At 40.8% G+C, this 17,530-nt stretch carries 15 protein-coding genes; 4 read left to right on the top strand and 11 right to left on the bottom strand.

Going from position 1 to position 17,530, the window contains the following annotated elements; all coding sequences use genetic code 11:
• Window positions 1-40: 40 nt before the first annotated feature.
• The 4 genes from HMPREF9073_RS07080 to pncB all read right to left on the bottom strand — a co-directional run bounded on the left by HMPREF9073_RS07080 (window position 41) and on the right by pncB (window position 2,744).
• A complete protein-coding gene (locus HMPREF9073_RS07080; RefSeq protein WP_009750774.1) occupies window positions 41-721 on the bottom strand; it encodes an ABC transporter ATP-binding protein in 681 nt (226 codons plus the stop codon).
• Window positions 722-1,267, bottom strand: coding sequence for a Smr/MutS family protein (locus HMPREF9073_RS07075; RefSeq protein WP_009750773.1), 546 nt, complete (start codon window positions 1,265-1,267; stop codon window positions 722-724). It abuts the gene before it with no gap.
• 36 nt (window positions 1,268-1,303) lie between these two features.
• Window positions 1,304-1,504: a hypothetical protein gene (locus HMPREF9073_RS07070; protein ID WP_009750772.1), complete on the bottom strand. Its 201-nt coding sequence runs from the start codon at window positions 1,502-1,504 to the stop codon at window positions 1,304-1,306.
• A gap of 67 nt (window positions 1,505-1,571) precedes the next feature.
• A complete protein-coding gene (pncB, locus tag HMPREF9073_RS07065) occupies window positions 1,572-2,744 on the bottom strand; it encodes a nicotinate phosphoribosyltransferase (protein WP_009750771.1) in 1,173 nt (390 codons plus the stop codon).
• A 225-nt stretch (window positions 2,745-2,969) separates the two neighbouring features.
• Here pncB and HMPREF9073_RS07060 point away from each other — a divergent pair, with 225 nt between their 5' ends.
• The 4 genes from HMPREF9073_RS07060 to HMPREF9073_RS07045 are packed head-to-tail and all read left to right on the top strand — an operon-like array spanning window position 2,970 to window position 7,627.
• Entirely contained in the window at window positions 2,970-5,450 is a 2,481-nt protein-coding gene (locus HMPREF9073_RS07060; protein ID WP_009750770.1) for an SLBB domain-containing protein, read from the top strand.
• Window positions 5,451-5,454: 4 nt separating this feature from the next.
• Window positions 5,455-6,597 carry a Wzz/FepE/Etk N-terminal domain-containing protein gene (locus HMPREF9073_RS07055; RefSeq protein WP_009750769.1) on the top strand — a complete coding sequence of 381 codons (1,143 nt, stop codon included), beginning with the start codon at window positions 5,455-5,457 and terminating at the stop codon, window positions 6,595-6,597.
• Window positions 6,597-7,229 carry an HAD family phosphatase gene (locus HMPREF9073_RS07050; RefSeq protein WP_009750768.1) on the top strand — a complete coding sequence of 211 codons (633 nt, stop codon included), beginning with the start codon at window positions 6,597-6,599 and terminating at the stop codon, window positions 7,227-7,229. Before HMPREF9073_RS07055 ends, HMPREF9073_RS07050 begins: the two co-directional genes overlap by 1 nt.
• Window positions 7,226-7,627 (top strand): hypothetical protein, encoded by a 402-nt coding sequence (locus tag HMPREF9073_RS07045; protein ID WP_009750767.1) that lies wholly within the window; start codon window positions 7,226-7,228, stop codon window positions 7,625-7,627. The genes HMPREF9073_RS07050 and HMPREF9073_RS07045 overlap by 4 nt, the downstream gene beginning before the upstream one ends.
• A 51-nt stretch (window positions 7,628-7,678) precedes the next feature.
• Here the strand turns inward: HMPREF9073_RS07045 and HMPREF9073_RS07040 are convergent, their stop codons facing one another.
• The 7 genes from HMPREF9073_RS07040 to HMPREF9073_RS07010 form a co-directional block, all read right to left on the bottom strand.
• Window positions 7,679-8,947, bottom strand: coding sequence for a DUF2851 family protein (locus tag HMPREF9073_RS07040; RefSeq protein WP_009413265.1), 1,269 nt, complete (start codon window positions 8,945-8,947; stop codon window positions 7,679-7,681).
• A 111-nt stretch (window positions 8,948-9,058) separates the two neighbouring features.
• On the bottom strand, window positions 9,059-9,634 hold the full coding sequence (locus HMPREF9073_RS07035) for a phosphatase PAP2 family protein (RefSeq protein ID WP_009413264.1): 576 nt from the start codon (window positions 9,632-9,634) through the stop codon (window positions 9,059-9,061).
• Window positions 9,634-11,388 carry a DEAD/DEAH box helicase gene (locus HMPREF9073_RS07030; protein WP_009413263.1) on the bottom strand — a complete coding sequence of 585 codons (1,755 nt, stop codon included), beginning with the start codon at window positions 11,386-11,388 and terminating at the stop codon, window positions 9,634-9,636. The genes HMPREF9073_RS07035 and HMPREF9073_RS07030 overlap by 1 nt, the downstream gene beginning before the upstream one ends.
• A gap of 188 nt (window positions 11,389-11,576) precedes the next feature.
• Entirely contained in the window at window positions 11,577-12,119 is a 543-nt protein-coding gene (locus HMPREF9073_RS07025) for a DUF3592 domain-containing protein (RefSeq protein WP_009413262.1), read from the bottom strand.
• Window positions 12,120-12,130: 11 nt separating this feature from the next.
• Complete coding sequence (gene secA / locus HMPREF9073_RS07020; RefSeq protein WP_009413261.1) at window positions 12,131-15,493, bottom strand: preprotein translocase subunit SecA; 3,363 nt, start codon at window positions 15,491-15,493, stop codon at window positions 12,131-12,133.
• Window positions 15,494-16,007: 514 nt separating this feature from the next.
• Entirely contained in the window at window positions 16,008-16,229 is a 222-nt protein-coding gene (locus HMPREF9073_RS07015; RefSeq protein ID WP_002673751.1) for a DUF2795 domain-containing protein, read from the bottom strand.
• A 107-nt stretch (window positions 16,230-16,336) separates the two neighbouring features.
• Window positions 16,337-16,693: a hypothetical protein gene (locus HMPREF9073_RS07010; protein ID WP_232207512.1), complete on the bottom strand. Its 357-nt coding sequence runs from the start codon at window positions 16,691-16,693 to the stop codon at window positions 16,337-16,339.
• Window positions 16,694-17,530: the final 837 nt, after the last annotated feature.

Raw genomic sequence — 17,530 nt, 5'->3', positions numbered from 1 at the left:
TTTTAATCTGTTTTTAAGTTTAACGCTGCAAAGATACTACCTAATTTGGGAAAGAATCTGGAATAATTATACGACCATCTACCATTACGAGTTTTCTATCTGCCATAGTAGCCAATTCTTCGTTATGGGTAACAATTACAAATGTTTGTCGGAATTCATTGCGCAGTTGGAAAAAGAGTTGGTGTAGTTTCTCAGCACTTTCGGAATCGAGGTTCCCACTGGGTTCATCAGCGAATACTACCGAAGGGTGATTCATCAGGGCACGTGCTACCGACACTCGCTGTTGCTCGCCTCCTGAAAGGGCATTGGGCTTATGGTCGGCACGCGAGGTGAGATGCAAAAATTCTAAAAGCTCCATTGCGCGCTTTTCAGCTTCTTTTTTGCCTATTCCTCTAATGAGTGCAGGAATACAAATATTCTCCAAAGCAGTGAACTCAGGCAACAACTGGTGAAATTGGAAGATAAACCCAATATGTTCATTGCGGAATTTTGCTAAGGCTTTAGAGGATAACGACAATATATCTGTGCCATTAATTACCAACGATGATGGTTTATTGGCATCGGGGCTGTCTAAAGTACCTAAAATGTGTAACAAGGTAGTTTTTCCAGCTCCTGAAGCACCTACTATTGATACAATTTCGCCTTTGGCAACATTCACCGATACGCCTTTAAGCACTTCTAAATCTTTATATGTTTTATGAATATTGGTAGCTTGAATCATTTATTTTGCATTTTGATAGATATATACTTCGGTAGCGCCTACACCGTATTTGGCATATTCGGCATCGTAGAAAGTAACGTTAGAATAACGCCCCAAGAGGAATTCTAACTCGGTGCGCAGCACTCCCTCTCCCACACCGTGAATGAACACTACCCGCTGGATGCGCTGTGCAATAGCAAACTCTAACTGCCGGCGAGCGGTTTCGAGTTGTAGGGTAAGCATATCGTAATTGGTCATATTTCTTGTAGAATCAACCAATTGCTCGATGTGCAAATCTACCTCCATTGGAGGGATGTTGCGCTCTTTTTTAGTAAGTGGCGATTTGTTCTTTCGCTTGCTCACTACATCTTTGCGCAAACTCTCTTCATCTATATTTGTAAAAGCTCCTTTTAGAGGTGCATCTTCTTCAATAACTATTATTTCCTCAGGACGAAAAGTGAGCTCAAACCCTTCAGTAGTAAGCACTGTTACCTGCTGAGGCGTAAGGCGCACTATATGTCCTTTGATGGTATCGTCTAATACTTCTATGTAATCTCCTATGTTCACTGTGTTAATTTGCTAATTTGCCAATTTGCTAATTTGCTAATTATCTTCTGGGTTTCTTATTTTCGTTGCTGGGTCTTGAAAATCTTCCTCATTTTTAGAGGGTAGGTTACGCGAAATGCGGTAAATACCTATCATCAATAGGCTTATACCGCCAATGAGTAACGCTTGGTCGTATTTGGGGAACAAATAACGCGACAGCGCTACCAATACCCCTAAAATCATTAGTATGTAATTCATTTTTTATCAGGTTTTAGGTTTCAGGCATCAGGTGTCAGCCTAAAATCTGACCTCTGACCCCAAAAATCTATTTAATTGCTAATATTCCTTTTGCGAGTTCAATCATTCTTGGGTCGCCGGTGTGCTTATTAGGCTCATCAGAGAGTTTTACAGTAGGCACCCACTCGTTGTCGCTGGTGAGTACTTCGGTGAGTTTCATCACTATGTTCATCGGGCGCAACCCTACATCATTAGTAAGGTCGGTACCTATACCAAATGAAATACCTATTTTTCCTTTACAAGCCTCAGTAATAGCTTGTACTTTTTGAGGGTTAAGTCCGTCGGAGAAAATAATGTATTTAGAGAGTGGGTCTATCCCCATTTTCTTGTAGTGAGTAATCGTTTTTTCAGCAAAGACTATAGGGTCGCCACTGTCGTGACGCACACCGTCGAACAACTTACTAAATTTCTTGTCGAACTGCTTGAAAAACACATCGGTAGTATAGGTGTCGGAAAGGGCTACCCCAAGGTCGCCACGATACACATCTACCCAGTGTTCCAAGGATAGTGCATTAGCCATTTTGTAGCTGTACTCGGCTGCGTGGAACATAAACCATTCGTGGGCGTGAGTACCTATAGGTTTCACCTTATATTTCATCGCAAAATGCACATTGCTAGAGCCTATAAAAGTTTGGTTGTAGCCTTCCATTAAAGTGTGCATCACGATGTCGTGCACGTGATACGAATGGCGACGACGGGTGCCAAACTCAGCAAATACAACGCCTAATTCTTTGTATAACAATTCTTTTTCACGGGTGTTAGCAATCACCTGCTCATCTGTCCAAGCCGTCGCTTTGGTAAGTTTGTAGAAAAGTTCGCTAATCACCGAAAGCAGAGGTACTTCCCAAAGAATCGTGCGATACCAATACCCCTCAACAGTTACCTGCAAGTCGGTGCCGTGTTGTTCGATATGCACTTCAGAAGGGTCATAGCGATACCCTTCCAAAAAGTCTAAATACAACGGACTCAAATAAGGGCAGTTATCTTTCAAAAACTGTTTTTCGGCTTTAGTGAGTTTCAGTTTTGCCATATTGTTCACCTCTTCGCGCATAGCATCGGCAAAGCCTTCGGGGAACTCGTGTTTGCCGCGGTTGATAAAGGTGTAACGCGCTTTGTTTTTAGGGAATAACTGCACTACGCCACATTGCATAGTGAATTTGTAGAAATCGTTGTCTAATAATGAATTTAAGATTGCAGACATATATTCTCAATTAACAATTAATATTTAACAAAAGCAACTGTTTATCAATGAATGAAAAACAACCCCATTTTGTTGAAAATGTTTTATTTTGGGCAAAGATATGATTTTTTTTTTAATTAGAATGAATTGTTAGGAATATAATAGGCTAAACAGAAAAAAATACTAATTCACTCATTGGCTAATTAACAAATTATTCGTAATTTTGCCCCCAAAACAGATTTTAGAATGTCGAGACTTAAATTACTTCTTTTATTTTTATTTATAACAACCGCCCCCGTAATAGGTCAAATAGGTAATAATCAGCAATATAACAATGTTGATATCACCACTGTAAACATCGATAATCTCACCGATGGACAAATCAAAACCTATTGGGATCGCGCTCAAGCACAAGGTTATACCTTAGACCAATTTCTCGCTTTAGCACGTTCACGCGGTATGCAAGAAACGCAAGTGATGAAATTGCGCCAACGCATTATGCAACTCGACAGCTATTCTGGCACTCAAAAATCTAATGCTAAAAACAAGAACACCAATGACAAAATGCGCCGTCCTGCGGAGGGTGATGACATCTTTGGTTATACCGGTAGAGAGAAAAAAGATTCCCTCAACCGCAAACAGAAAAAAGACTCTATCTTTGGGATGAGTTTCTTCAAAAATCCCAAAATTTCCTTTACTCCTAACCTGAATATGCCTACCCCCGAAAACTACCAAGTAGGGCCTGGCGACGAACTACTTGTGGAAGTGTGGGGAGCTACCGAGGGTTCTTTCAAACAAAAAGTAGATGCTGAGGGTAATATTTTTCTCAATGGTGTGGGACGCATACACGTATCAGGACTTTCGTTCAGTGAGGTAAAAGCAAAGATAAACTCGTATCTAAAACGCATCTATTCAGGCATTTCAGCCCCCGATGGCAGTTATGCTAAAATCTACACGGGCGTAACTATCACCCAAGTGCGCACCGTAAAAGTAAATATCATTGGCGAGGTAGTAGTGCCTGGCACTTATTCACTTAGCTCACTTTCTACCGTACTCAACGCTTTATACGCCTGCGGAGGCCCCTCAGAAAGCGGTTCATTTCGCGATATCAACGTATTTAGAGGAGGCAAGAAAGTCGCTACTTTCGATGTGTATAACTTCCTGATTAACGGTTCGGAAAAAGGTAATATCGGCTTGCAAGACCAAGACGTAATCATCGTATCACCCTACAAAAACCGCGTGTGGGTAGAGGGCAAAGTAAAACGCAAAGGACTGTACGAAATGCTCGACAATGAAACTCTTGCTAACCTTGTTACTTTCTTTGGAGGTTTTACTTCCGATGCTTTTACCAATACTCTTGTGTTAGAACGCATTAAAGATGCTAAACGCGAAGTACAAGAAATTGCCTTTAGCGAAATTGGCAAGATGAAAATGCAAAATGGCGACCGCCTAAAAGTGCATTCTATCACCAATGAATACCGCAATCGCTTGAGTATAGGGGGAGCCGTTTATCAGCCTGGCACTTATGAGTTTAAAGAAGGAATGACCGCTCACGACTTACTCGAAAGAGCCAATGGTGTGAAAAAAGATGCTTCTCTCAATCGCGGACTCATCTTCCGCACCGAAAACCGCGTAGATTACCAAACGCTTAGCTTTTCGGTTAAAGACCTCATCGAGAAGAAAAACGACATCCCTTTGAAGGATAACGACAGCATTCATATTTTCTACAAAGATTCTCTTCAATACAAACGCTTTGTAAAAGTAGAAGGCGCTGTAAATTCTCCTAAAGAATTGCCTTTTATGGAGAATATGAAAGTGGAAGATGTGATTGCCTTGGCGGGTGGTCTCTCTAATGGTGCCGACCCCTCGACTATTGAAGTGTTTAGAGAAATAAACGACGGTAGCTTCCAGAGACTCAGTACAGCTTTCAAAGTATCGTCTAACAATGAGCTTTTACCTGAAGAAGGTACCAATACACTCACCCTGCAACCTAACGATATTGTTTCAGTACGTTATATCAAAGGTTTTACCCCTCTGCAAACAGTCTCAGTAATGGGAGAGGTTGTCTACCCTGGGGTTTATAGCATCCAAAGCAAGAACGATCACATTTCCGACCTATTAGAGCGTGTGGGAGGCTTTACTCCTTTTGCCTATAAAGAAGGGGCAACTTTGATTCGCAAAAAAACTGATGAGGGTGAAATTCAACAAGAAGATTTTTTAAAAGAATTGGTAGAGTTAGAAAGTAATAGTAGTGAAACTGCTAAATCACTGAAAAAAGCCAGCAAAAAAACTTCAGAATACCGTATAGGGATAGACATTAATAAAATTTTGAAAAAGAAACACAGCAAGCACGATTTACTCCTCAGTGATGGTGATGTGCTGCTCATTCCTTCTGAAAAACAAACTATTGAAGTACGCGGTGAGGTGTTAGCCCCTTCATTGGTGCGTTACCAAAAAGGACTTTCCTTGATAGATTACATCGATAGAGCAGGAGGTTTTGGCAATCAAGCTAAAAAGCGCGCCATCTACGTGCTTTACGCCAATGGCGATGTGCGCGCTACTCGCAATTCTCTTTTCTTTAGAAACTATCCTAAATTGGAACCCGGTGCTATCATTATCGTACCATCTAAACCCGAACGCCAACGCCTTAGCACTGGCGAAAGTATAGGTATTATTTCGGCAATTACCACTATGGGAGTGCTTATTTACAATGTACTAAAAAATTAGAACTATGGCAATTAACGAAAATCAAGAAATAAGAGCTTCAGAAGACGTTACCAATCATTTAGAGGAAAATAAATTGATTCCTGTAGTCAACTCTGTAGAAGAAGGAACTGCTGAGGACGAAATAGATTTAATGCAGCTTATTCGCAAGATATGGAGCGCTCGCAAATCAATTTTGCTATTTACTTTGATCTTCTTTGTTATAGGGGTACTCATTGCCTTATTCTCGGCTAAAGAATACACCGCTACCACCATTATGGTGCCACAAACTACTGATGGCAAATCAACTGGTGGATTGGGAGGATTGGCAGCAATGGCAGGTATCAGTTTGGGAGGAGGCTCCGAAACACTCCCGCTCACTACCTACGCTAAAATCATTGAGAGTGTACCTTTTAAACAGAAATTAGCACAGACTAAACTCACATTTTCTGATATTCCTAAACCAGTAACTTACGAAGAATATTGTAAGAACTACACTAAACCCAGTCTGTTGGGGCGCGTAATGGGTATTTTTAGTTTTTCTAAAGCGACCCCCGCTCCCACTCCTGCAGCCCAAGACAGTACAGATATTACCCGACTCACCGACCAAGAGAGAGGAATTCTCAACAGTATCGACAGCCGTATCAAATTGGATATGAGTGAAAAAGACGGTTATTTCACCCTCTCGTTTGTGATGGGAGAAGCACTCCCTGCCGCTCAAATGCTCGAAAGTGCCCAAAAAGTACTGCAGGAAACTGTAACCAATTTTAAATTACAAAAAGCCAAAGAAGAATTCGACTTTGTACAAAAACGCTTTGTAGAAGCCGAAAAAGACTTTAAAAACAAACAATACGCTGTGGCAGGTTTCCAAGACCGCAACCGCGACCTCTTTAGCAACCTTCCTCAAACTCGTTTACAACAACTACAAGCGGAGTACAATTTGGCTTTCAACGTCTATACCGAGCTCGCTAAACAGCTGGAAGCCAAACGCATCAAGATGAAAGAAGACCAGCCTATCTTTGCTGTTATCGAGCCCGTGAGCATACCAAACTCTCCCTCTAAACCCAAACGAATGATGATTATCGCTATCTGGACGTTCTTAGGAGTACTCGTAGGTATTGGTAATGTATTCCTTAAAGACTTTAGACGACAACTCAAATCTAACGACTAATGACTAACAACTATATTATTTTTGATATGGACGGGGTGCTATTAGACAGTGAACCAATGCACCAAGAGATTATTTATGAGACTTTTCAGTTGAAAGGTATTCCGTTTGACAAGGCGTATATACAAACTCTCACGGGAATGTCGGCTTTCCCAATGTGGGAAAAGGTAAAACGCGATGCCCAGCGAACAGAAAGTGTAGAGGAGCTAATGCAGTTTCACCGCAATTACTTTTTCAAACGATTACCCGAAATGAAAGTACCTTTAGTGCCTCACGTAAAAGAAGTGTTAGAGAAATTTAAGAATGAAGGAAAACACCTATCATTAGCTTCTTCATCTGGACGCAAACTCATTGATATTTTTACTCAGCAAACAAATATAGCACACTATTTTGAAGTGATAATGAGTGGCGATGATGTGCAATACAGCAAACCTAATCCCGAAATATTCCTAAAGGTAGCCCAATGGTACCACTTGCCAGCAACACAATTTACAGTGATAGAGGACAGTACCAATGGCGTAAAAGCTGCCAAAAGTGCTAATATGCAGTGTGTAGGCTTCCAGAATCCCCTTTCAGGCGGACAAGATTTAAGTCAAGCCGACCTACTTATCCATTCAATGCAAGAACTTTTATGACAAACAGTAACATACAACTCATAGAATGTGTAACGATAGCCAATGAGGATTATTTACAATCTTTATTGGCTGTTGGTTTTTATGGTCTTGCCCTCAAAGCCGAACTACACCCTTTAGTTAGTCATTTAGATTTTTCAAACACCCAAACTAAAATACTGCTTTTAGACGACGAACTGCCTGCTATTGCAAAACAAGGTATTACTATTAGCAGTTTGGCTACTGCCTACCGATCTGGTACTACGCGTTTTTATAGTGCTATCAAAGGTTATGGTGGCTATCTTCCTACTGAAAAACTCCTCACCTTCTTCCAAGCCCAACACCTCTCTACGGGTATGAACCTGCTCGCTTTTGAGAGTGCTTATAACGAAGCGCTACATCAGGTAACAGGTAATAGGTAACAAGTAAAGCTGGGTATGTGAGCAAGTTCAATGACTTTATCAAAGTTTTTCTTACTTCCTCCCTAAAATCGAAATCCCTATAGCACAATCTAAACAGCGTTTGGATTGGCAATAATGTTTGTATTGTTGTAGAAGTACTTGGGTGTCGAAAGCAGTGGTAACAGAGACTCCTAATTGTTGGTATTGGGTGATAATGCTGTTGCTCTCAGCAGTCATTGTTTTGAGTTCTTCGATAAGAGATTCACTCACGTCCTTGCCTAAACTTTGGTAATAGGCATATTTGAGTGGAATGAATACATTTATCCAAATAAGTGTGATGAGGGTTGCACTAATAGGCTTTTTTACTTTTTTAGAAGCCTTGGTAAAGGTATAGTGGGTTTCCCAAAATTCGGAGACTCCTACGGCAAAGAGTTTTTGGATACTTTTGAAATCATTCACTTCAAGAATTTGAGAAAACAAACTTTCGTTTAGTTCGTATAGCTGTGCGAGTTGCGAGAGTCGGATAGTGGGAAAACCTTGCGGACGCAAACCGGTGAAATGTATTTTTACTACGGGTGCAGAGAGATTGTATTTTTGTTGTAGGTAGTGATAATTTTGCAAGAGTTCACGTGGGTAAGTGAGTTCAGTTTCTTCGGGGAGTAAGCCTGCTTGCCCCAATAGTAGTGCTTCTAAATGCAAGGGATGTGAACGCTCTTTACGGATAATACTAAAATCGAGATGTTTGCCCAATTGCAGGAATGCTTCGCCGTTTACAGTACCTCCAAAAGACTTGAGAAGCATACAAAAAAGTACTTTCTCCCAATCAAAATTGGCAGCTTTCCACAACTCGTTCACAACAGTAGCTTTTTCTTCTAAACGTTCCACTAACAGACGTTCATTCCACGAAAGCAAAGTAATGGCAGGTATGGTGGTATATTCCTTTTCACAAGGAATAAACTGGTAGTGTGAGGCTACAGTTGTATTGTACCGCTCTAAGAGTTCGGAGGAGATAAGACCTCGGAGTTCTAAAGTGGGAATAGGCTGGTTGTTAGCATCGAATACTTCTATATCGTGTTCCCAAACTACGTGCAGAATCACATTGCGATAAGCGGGATCACTCTCGTGACCGTGTATATACCAATGCGATGATTTGAGATGCATTTCTACATTACCTGCCCATTGCTGCTCACCTATAAGCAGTTGGGCACTTTGGAAATCGGGACCTGAAAGAGAATTATACTCACCAAATGAGAGAATTTGCAAGCGCTCTCCCGTAGTAAGTACAGTGTTGAGAGGTACTTTTTTGTATTTCCATAGGTAGTGTAAGAAATCTTCTTTCATTTTGTTTAGGTAAGAGATAAGAGGTAAGAAATAGTACCAGCTTATTTAATTAGTAAAGGTCGTAACACGACGGACAACTAAAAATTTTAGTAAAGGTTGTAACAATGCAAATTATTCTCGAGTTGGGATTTTTAATCTTTTTTCTGTGTATAGAAAAAGAAAATAATAAAGGGTAGCTAAGAGTATTCCAAAGATCCAACCTACCAATACATCACCTGGGAAATGCACGCCTAAATAAATACGGCTATAACTCACAATCACCGACCAGCAGAGCAGTAGGATGACGATATATCGGGCGTTTTTTCTAAGCAAGTAACTAAAAAATACGGCTATTGCCATTGTATTGGCGGCGTGTGCTGAAAAGAACCCATACTTACCACCGCAAATCACCATTCGCATTTGCCCGATAAGACTCTCATCGTGACAAGGGCGCAAGCGCTGGAATCCGTGTTTGAAAACGTTCGCCAGCTGGTCGGTAGTGGTGATGATTATAGCAGTGAATACCAAGATGAGCAACACTCGTTTCCAATGGAAATACCTGAAACACAAGTATAACAAAAAAGCATAGAGGGGGATAGACGAGAGTTCATTGGTAATTACTAACCAAAGGCTATCGGCTTCGGGCGTTCCCCAACTATTGAGGTAACAGAGCAGTTGCTTATCCGTTTCTATAAGGTATTCTAACATTATTTACGTTTTTTCTTCTTTTTAAAAGCCTGTTGGAGAGCTTCAGCAGTCTTTTGTTTGCGACTTTCTCTTTGTCCTTTTTTGCGACTTCTACCCTCATCATTGCCGTGTTTTCTACCGTCATCATTTCCGCGTTTGCGTCCGCCACGGTCTCTGCCAGCTCCTTTGGTTGAGAGCTCTACATTGATGAAACGACCGTCCATTTGGAAGTCGGTAAAGGTGCTCATTACCAAATCGGAGAGTTCAGCATCGGTATTGAAGAAAGAAAAACTGTTCTTTACATCTACTTTGAAAACATCATCACGACCTAAATTAAGGGTTGCTTTGAGGAAATCTTTGAGTGATTTCCAGTCGTAGCCATCGCGTTCACCTATGTTGATGAAATAGCGCACTTCATCGCTATTACCCCCACTGCGGCTTTCGCGCTCGTTCTCTACCGATAAGTTTTCGGCATTTTTATAATAATTGAAGAAACGCGTAAACTCTACTGAGAATATTTTCTTGATGAGCTCTTCACGATTTACTTCTTGCAGTTCTTTATAGATAGCTGGCAAATAATCGTCGATAGCAGGATTTACTTCTGTATTTTTGAGGTTGTTAGCCAAGTGATAGAGCTGTATCTCGCAGATTTCCATACCCGACGGCAATTGTTTCTGCTCAAAAGGTTGCCCTATCATCTTTTCGATAGTTTTTATTTTCTTCACCTCACTTTTTGGCAAAATTACCATCGAAATTCCCGATTTACCAGCACGACCTGTACGCCCACTGCGGTGGTTGTAGGTTTCTATTTCATCGGGTAATTGGTAGTGAATAACGTGGGTGATATCGTCTACATCAATACCGCGGGCAGCGACATCGGTAGCGACGAGCATTTGTATTTGGCGTGCGCGGAAGGATTTCATCACCAAATCACGTTGATTCTGACTTAAATCTCCGTGAAGGGCAGCAGCATTGTAGCCGTCTTCGATGAGTTTTTCGGCTACAGCCTGTGTATCGCGTTTGGTACGGCAAAACACTACTGAGAAGATATCGGGGTTAGCATCGGCGAGGCGTTTTAGGGCTTGGTATCTATGGCGACCGCTCACTATATAGTACTCGTGTTGCACGGTGTTAGTAGCCTGATTGCGAGTTCCTACTGTTATTTCGATAGGCTTACGCATAAACTTGCGCGCTATCTTAGCCACCTCGTTAGGCATAGTAGCCGAAAAGAGCCAAGTGCTTTTTTCTTGAGGAGTATGCGATAGAATAGCGGTAATATCTTCATAGAAGCCCATATTGAGCATTTCGTCGGCTTCGTCGAGCACACAATAGTTGATATGACTGATATCTACGAAGTTACGGCGTATCATATCTTGCATACGCCCAGGAGTAGCCACGATAATTTGTGCGCCTTTTTTGAGGCTACGCGCTTGTTCCTCAATACTTGCGCCGCCATATACCGCCACTACGTTCACCTTAGGGAGGTACTTAGCATAATTGCGGAGTTCAGAAGCGATTTGCAAGCAGAGTTCGCGTGTAGGTGAAAGGATAAGACCTTGAGTTACACGGCTATCAGTATCGATAAGTTGGAGGAGAGGAAAGCCGAAAGCGGCTGTTTTACCAGTACCCGTTTGGGCTAAAGCTACCATATCAGCACCATTTGCCAAAAGAGTAGGAATGGCTTTTTGCTGAATTTCAGAAGGAGTTTCAAAGCCCATATCGCTGATGGCTTTGAGGATAGGTTCATCAAGACCTAATTGTTCAAATAAATTCATTAATACAATTTGTAAATTAGCAAATTTGCCAATTTGCTAATGTATTTTAAAGCGCAAAGGTACAACAATATTTTCAATTGACAATTGATAATTGACAATTAAGAAGAAAAAACTTTGCCAAAGGTGCGAGCCACACGGACAGGAAACTTTGGCAAAGTGTGATATAATAATTTATATTGTGTTTCTTCTTATTTTTTTATAAAAAAGGAAACAATCAAGAGAATTATTGCAATGGACATTATTGCGAATCCTGCTATACGAAACCCCTTATAAAAAAACGTTTTATCTTTATCGTCTACTATTTGGTGTTCACTGGGAGTTTCGGGCAAATAAGCTACTGTAATACTCTCGCCTGCTCGATAATTGGTTTGACGGCTACCACTATGAGCCCCAAAATAGGTTACACAAAAAGTATGAGCCGAATTAGCATATTTCAAGTTTATAGGGGCGTTTGAGTTTAGAACAAGAGGTTTTACAATATAAGTATTTTCTCCTACAGTATACTTATAGACTACATAAGTCCTATTATTAAAACCAATACCTCCTACACCTTGACTGCCTGATTTGACAATTTCTAATACTTCTCCTTGTGCTTTCCCTTGATATAGTTTTTTGTTCTTTTCGGTAATTCTTTTGTTAATCTCAGCAGAGACCAAGAATACAAGCGCAAACAGAAAGAATATGCCAGAGCTTAGCAACATTCCTATTTGGTTGTTCATTTGGTTGTCCATTACCTAGTGATTTATTTATTGGATACTAATATCCACTCTCCGCTATTTATTAGGGGGTCAGCTTGCTTGAACTTGAGCTCTTTGCGTTCACCGGTGCGGATGTTTTGGATTACTACCTTATCGTTACGACCAATTTTAGGTTGTTCGCGTACGATGGTTTCTACTACCGAACGGCGCTGTGAGGCTTGTTGCCCTACTTCACGGGCGCGTTGTGCCATTTCATCGCTGTTGAGGGCTTCTTCCTTATTGGTTTGATAGCGTTCACGAGTGCGTTGTGGCGCGTGGGCTTCCTGTACGGGTGGATTTTGAGTAGGCAATTCGGCTTTGAACAAGAAAGAGATAATCTCTTTGTTTACCTTATCGACCATAGCTTTAAACAACTGATAGGCTTCAAACTTATAAATGAGTAGCGGGTCTTTCTGTTCGTGTACCGCTAATTGCACTGATTGTTTGAGTTCGTCCATACGGCGGAGGTGCGTTTTCCACTCTTCGTCGATGATGCCAAGGGTAATATTCTTCTCGAAATCGCTTACGAGTTTCTTACCTTGGGTTTCGTACGCCTCTTTGAGGTCGGTTACGATGTTGAGCATCTTTTCGCCATCGGTGAAAGGCACGACGATGCGCTCGTAAGTATTATTAGGATTTTCGTATACCTCTCTAATCACTGGGAAGGCTTGAGCGGCACTGCGTTCAGCTTTTTCCTGATAGTGTTTGAGCGCTTCGTGATACAAGGTGAAAGTAAGGTCGTTTGGCGATTGTTTAGCAAATTCGGCTTCTGAAATTTGTGTTTTCAATGAGAAATATTTGATGAGCTCGAAAGTGAAATTCTTGTAGTTATTACCACCTTTGTTGCTCTCTACTATATTCTCGCAAGTATCAAATATCATATTTGCCAAATCCACTTTTAGGCGTTCACCTTCAAGAGCGTGGCGACGGCGTTTATAAATTTGCTTGCGTTGTGCGTTCATCACGTCGTCGTACTCTAACAGACGTTTACGCATACCGAAGTTGTTTTCTTCTACCTTTTTCTGAGCTGCCTCGATGCGTTTGGTCATCATAGAGTGCTGAATTACATCACCTTCTTTATGACCTAAGCTGTCCATTAGTCGGGCGATACGTTCAGAACCGAAGAGGCGCATTAGATTATCTTCAAGAGAAACGAAGAAGAGTGAGCTACCAGGGTCACCTTGACGACCAGAACGACCGCGCAACTGACGATCGACACGGCGAGAGTCGTGGCGTTCGGTACCTATAATTGCCAAACCTCCTGCAGCTTTTACTTCGGGAGTTAACTTGATATCGGTACCACGTCCCGCCATATTGGTTGCGATGGTTACCACACCACTATGTCCGGCTTCGGCTACGATTTCAGCTTCTTTTTTATGCAATTTCGCGTTCAACACATTGTGTTTCACCTTGCGCATTGTAAGCATACGGCTGAGGAGTTCGGAAACTTCCACAGAAGTAGTACCAATCAACACTGGACGACCAGCTTCAGAAAGTTTTACTACCTCATCAATTACGGCGTTGTATTTCTCGCGTTTGGTTTTATAGATAAGGTCGTTGTGGTCTTTGCGGGCAATAGGACGGTTGGTAGGGATTTCCATTACATCGAGTTTATAGATTTCCCAGAACTCACCTGCCTCGGTGATAGCAGTACCCGTCATACCCGCTAACTTGCTATACATACGAAAGTAGTTTTGCAAGGTAATAGTCGCATAGGTTTGGGTAGCTGCCTCAATTTTCACATTCTCTTTGGCTTCAATCGCTTGGTGCAAACCATCGGAATAACGACGACCGTCCATAATACGACCTGTTTGTTCATCGACGATGAGCACTTTGTTGTCAATCACCACATACTCTATATCTTTTTCAAAGAGAGTGTAGGCTTTGAGCAATTGGTTAAGGGTGTGAATGCGTTCGCTTTTTACGCTAAAATCTTGGAATAATTTATCTTTTAGTTTAGCTTCTTCTTCAATAGGGAGTCCTTGGTTCTCGATATTGGCAATTTCTACCCCAATATCAGGTAAAACGAAGAAATCTTTATCACCATCATAGGCAATATCAGCAAACCCTTTATCGGTAAGCTCGATTTGGTTGTTTTTCTCATCAATCACGAAGTACAATTCGGCATCTACCTTTGGCATTTCGCGATTGTTATCCTGCATATAGTAATTTTCAGTTTTTTGGAGGAGTTGTTTTACCCCTTCTTCACTGAGGAACTTGATGAGCGCTTTGTTTTTAGGCAAACCGCGATACACGCGCAAGAGTTGGAATCCTCCTTCTTTGGTATCCCCTTCGGCGATGAGTTTGCGGGCATCGGCTAATACTTTGGTGAGGTAAGTACGCTGTTTGTTTACCAAATTTTCTACTAAAGGTTTCAGTTCGTTGAACTCGTGCAATTCGCCTTTAGGGGTAGGACCTGAGATGATGAGCGGTGTACGAGCATCGTCTATCAATACAGAGTCGACCTCATCGACAATGGCATAGTTGTGAGCGCGTTGCACCAAATCTTCGGGAGTGTGCGCCATATTGTCGCGGAGGTAGTCGAAACCAAATTCGTTGTTAGTTCCGTAGGTAATATCGGCGTTGTAAGCACGGCGGCGGGCTTCGGAGTTAGGTTGGTGGTGGTCAATACAATCCACACGCAAACCGTGAAACTCAAATAAAGGTCCCATCCACGCACTATCTCGGCGTGCCAAATAGTCGTTCACAGTTACGAGATGCACCCCATTCCCCGTTAGGGCATTGAGGTAGACTGGCAAGGTAGCCACAAGGGTTTTACCTTCCCCTGTTTGCATTTCGGCAATCTTACCTTGGTGAAGGGCAATACCTCCAATGAGCTGTACATCGTAGTGTACCATATCCCAAGTAACATCTTTACCAGCGGCGTCCCAGTGGTTTTTCCATACGGCTTTATCACCCTCGATAGTTACATAATCGTGAGTAGCCGATAGTTCGCGGTCGTGCTCGGTGGCTGTTACGGTAATCGTTTCATTATTAGCAAAACGGCGGGTAGTTTCCTTCATCGTAGCGAAGGCTTCGGGAAGAATTTCGTTCAATGCCTTTTCTGAGGCTTGATAGGCTTCACCATTGAGTTTATCTACTTCAGCATAGAGGTCTTCTTTAGCATCGATATCGTCGGTAGCATTTGCTTGGGCTTCGAGTTCGGCTATTTTATTATCGAACTGGGCGCGAGCGTCTTTTATTCTTTGCTTAAATTCAATAGTTTTTGCGCGCAACTCATCGTTAGAGATATTTTCTAACTGAGAGGCGTAAGTTTTTATTTTCTCAACGATAGGTTGGATTGCTTTTAGGTCGTTTTTGGCTTTGTCGCCAACGAAAATTTTAATAAGGGAATTGATAATACTCATAGTTATTTAGCCCCCTCTGCCCCCGAACCCCCGAAGGGGGACAATCTGCAAATGAGGGGTTTTTAATTTATTTGTTTATAATTATATATTTTTCAGTTGTAGTACAAGTCGTAGCACGACAGGCAATTTAAAACTTTGGCAAAGGTGCGAGCTGCACGAGCAATTAGTAGCTTTGGCAAAGGTTGTACCAAGAGTTTGTCAATAAATATACCAAAAGAACAAGAACTGACAATTTGTCACTATACTCATTTGCAAATCTGCTACCTTGCAGATTTGCAAATTAAAATAAAGCCCCACCTACTCTGCTCTCGCAGGTTTCTCTGAAGGAGGGCGTTTGCAAAACGCCCCTACACAACATACCATAAAAGCGACTGATTGTCAGGTTTATAAATTTTGTCAAAGATGCGATCCGCAAGGGTAATTAAGGACTTTGACAAAGTGTAGCGATGCAAATTTTGGGTTAATCTACAAATTGGCAAATTAAAAAAAGTCTCCTCAGAGAGACTTTTATTTTTTAGTATTCATCTTCATTCCATAAGTAGTCTTCTTCCGACGGATAATCAGGCCAGATTTCGTCGATAGATTCATACATATCACCTTCGTCTTCTATTTCTTGAAGGTTTTCTACCACTTCCATAGGAGCGCCTGTACGGATAGCATAATCGATAAGCTCGTCTTTAGTAGCAGGCCAAGGAGCATCACTTAAATAAGATGCGAGTTCTAACGTCCAATACATAAACTAATAGAATTTTATAAATTTTGCGCAAAAGTAATACTTTTTATTTATTATACAAAATAATTTGTTATTTTGCCACGGCGTGTATAGCTTTTCTTCATTTTGTGCTACTCACAAAATATTAGAGCAGGTTCTTTCAGATATACATTTAGCACTACCGAATCTTTCTCTTTCATCTTTATATTATTTATATACACACCTTTATACCCTGAAAAAGTAGTGACTTGCACATCGTATTTTCTATTAGGAAGAAGATAAAAATTAGCTTCTTTATAATTTGAAATAATAGGCAGTCCATTAATATGTAAATACAAATTACTAGTTGACAAAGAGCCGTCTCCTTCAAAAATTTTAATATTTAAAATACTTTTAACCGACGCCCTTTTACTTTTATAATAAGACAATGAGTAATCATCGCCTTTCTTGCCAATTTTCTCTTGATAAGGATCTATTTGCCTTTTCATAGAATTGCAACTACTAAGAAATATTAGTAGACTAATTACAAAGATTGTTAGGATTTGCTTCGCGTTCATATTTTGCTATTTTAATTATTTCTTTTTTCTTTTCTTGAGATAGTTTTTTATATTCTTCTGTTCCTTCTAATCCTGACCAAGCTAAACTTTGGCAATATTAAAATTTATCAAGATATATAAGTTGTTGTTTTGAGGGCGTTTGCAATAGGCTGTTGTTTAATGGGCGTTTGCAAAACGCCCTTACACAACATACTTCAAAAGTGATTGATTATCAGAGTAATAAAACCCCCTTTAAATACTCGCTTACACGACTTCCTTCAAAGGGAGAGATGTGATGTAAAAGCGATAACACTCTGTTAATCAGGGATTATTTTTTCAACTCTCAATTCGTATTATTAACAGGTTTTATTCTCAAGATATAAAAGTTGCAAGAATGAATATTCTAATGTGGAAGTTGGGTTAATAATAGGTAATTTCTCGTTTTTCAATCTCGCTCAAAACTTCTTTACCTGTCCTGATAAGACGCAGAAAACTCTTGCTTTGAAGATAATTACCTTGGTTATCATAAATATATTCATAACGAAATGTTGCTGTGTGTTTGAGAGTATCTCTCTTTGTTTCGTGTAATTCTTGGGTAACCCTATGTCGTTTGTTGTTATAAGTGTAACGCCATTCTGTTGTGAACTTCCACTCATCTTTGCCAAAAAGCCTCCATTCGTATTGCTTTTTATTCTTTATATTGAAGCTGTTTAAACTTTTCCTATAATAACGTGAGTTCGGCGTAAGTAATTATATAACAATCAGTAAAATATTTTTAATTTCCCACGA

It is taken from the genome of Capnocytophaga sp. oral taxon 326 str. F0382, assembly GCF_000318295.1.
Taxonomy (GTDB): domain Bacteria; phylum Bacteroidota; class Bacteroidia; order Flavobacteriales; family Flavobacteriaceae; genus Capnocytophaga; species Capnocytophaga periodontitidis.
This window is presented reverse-complemented; position numbering and strand designations above follow the sequence as displayed.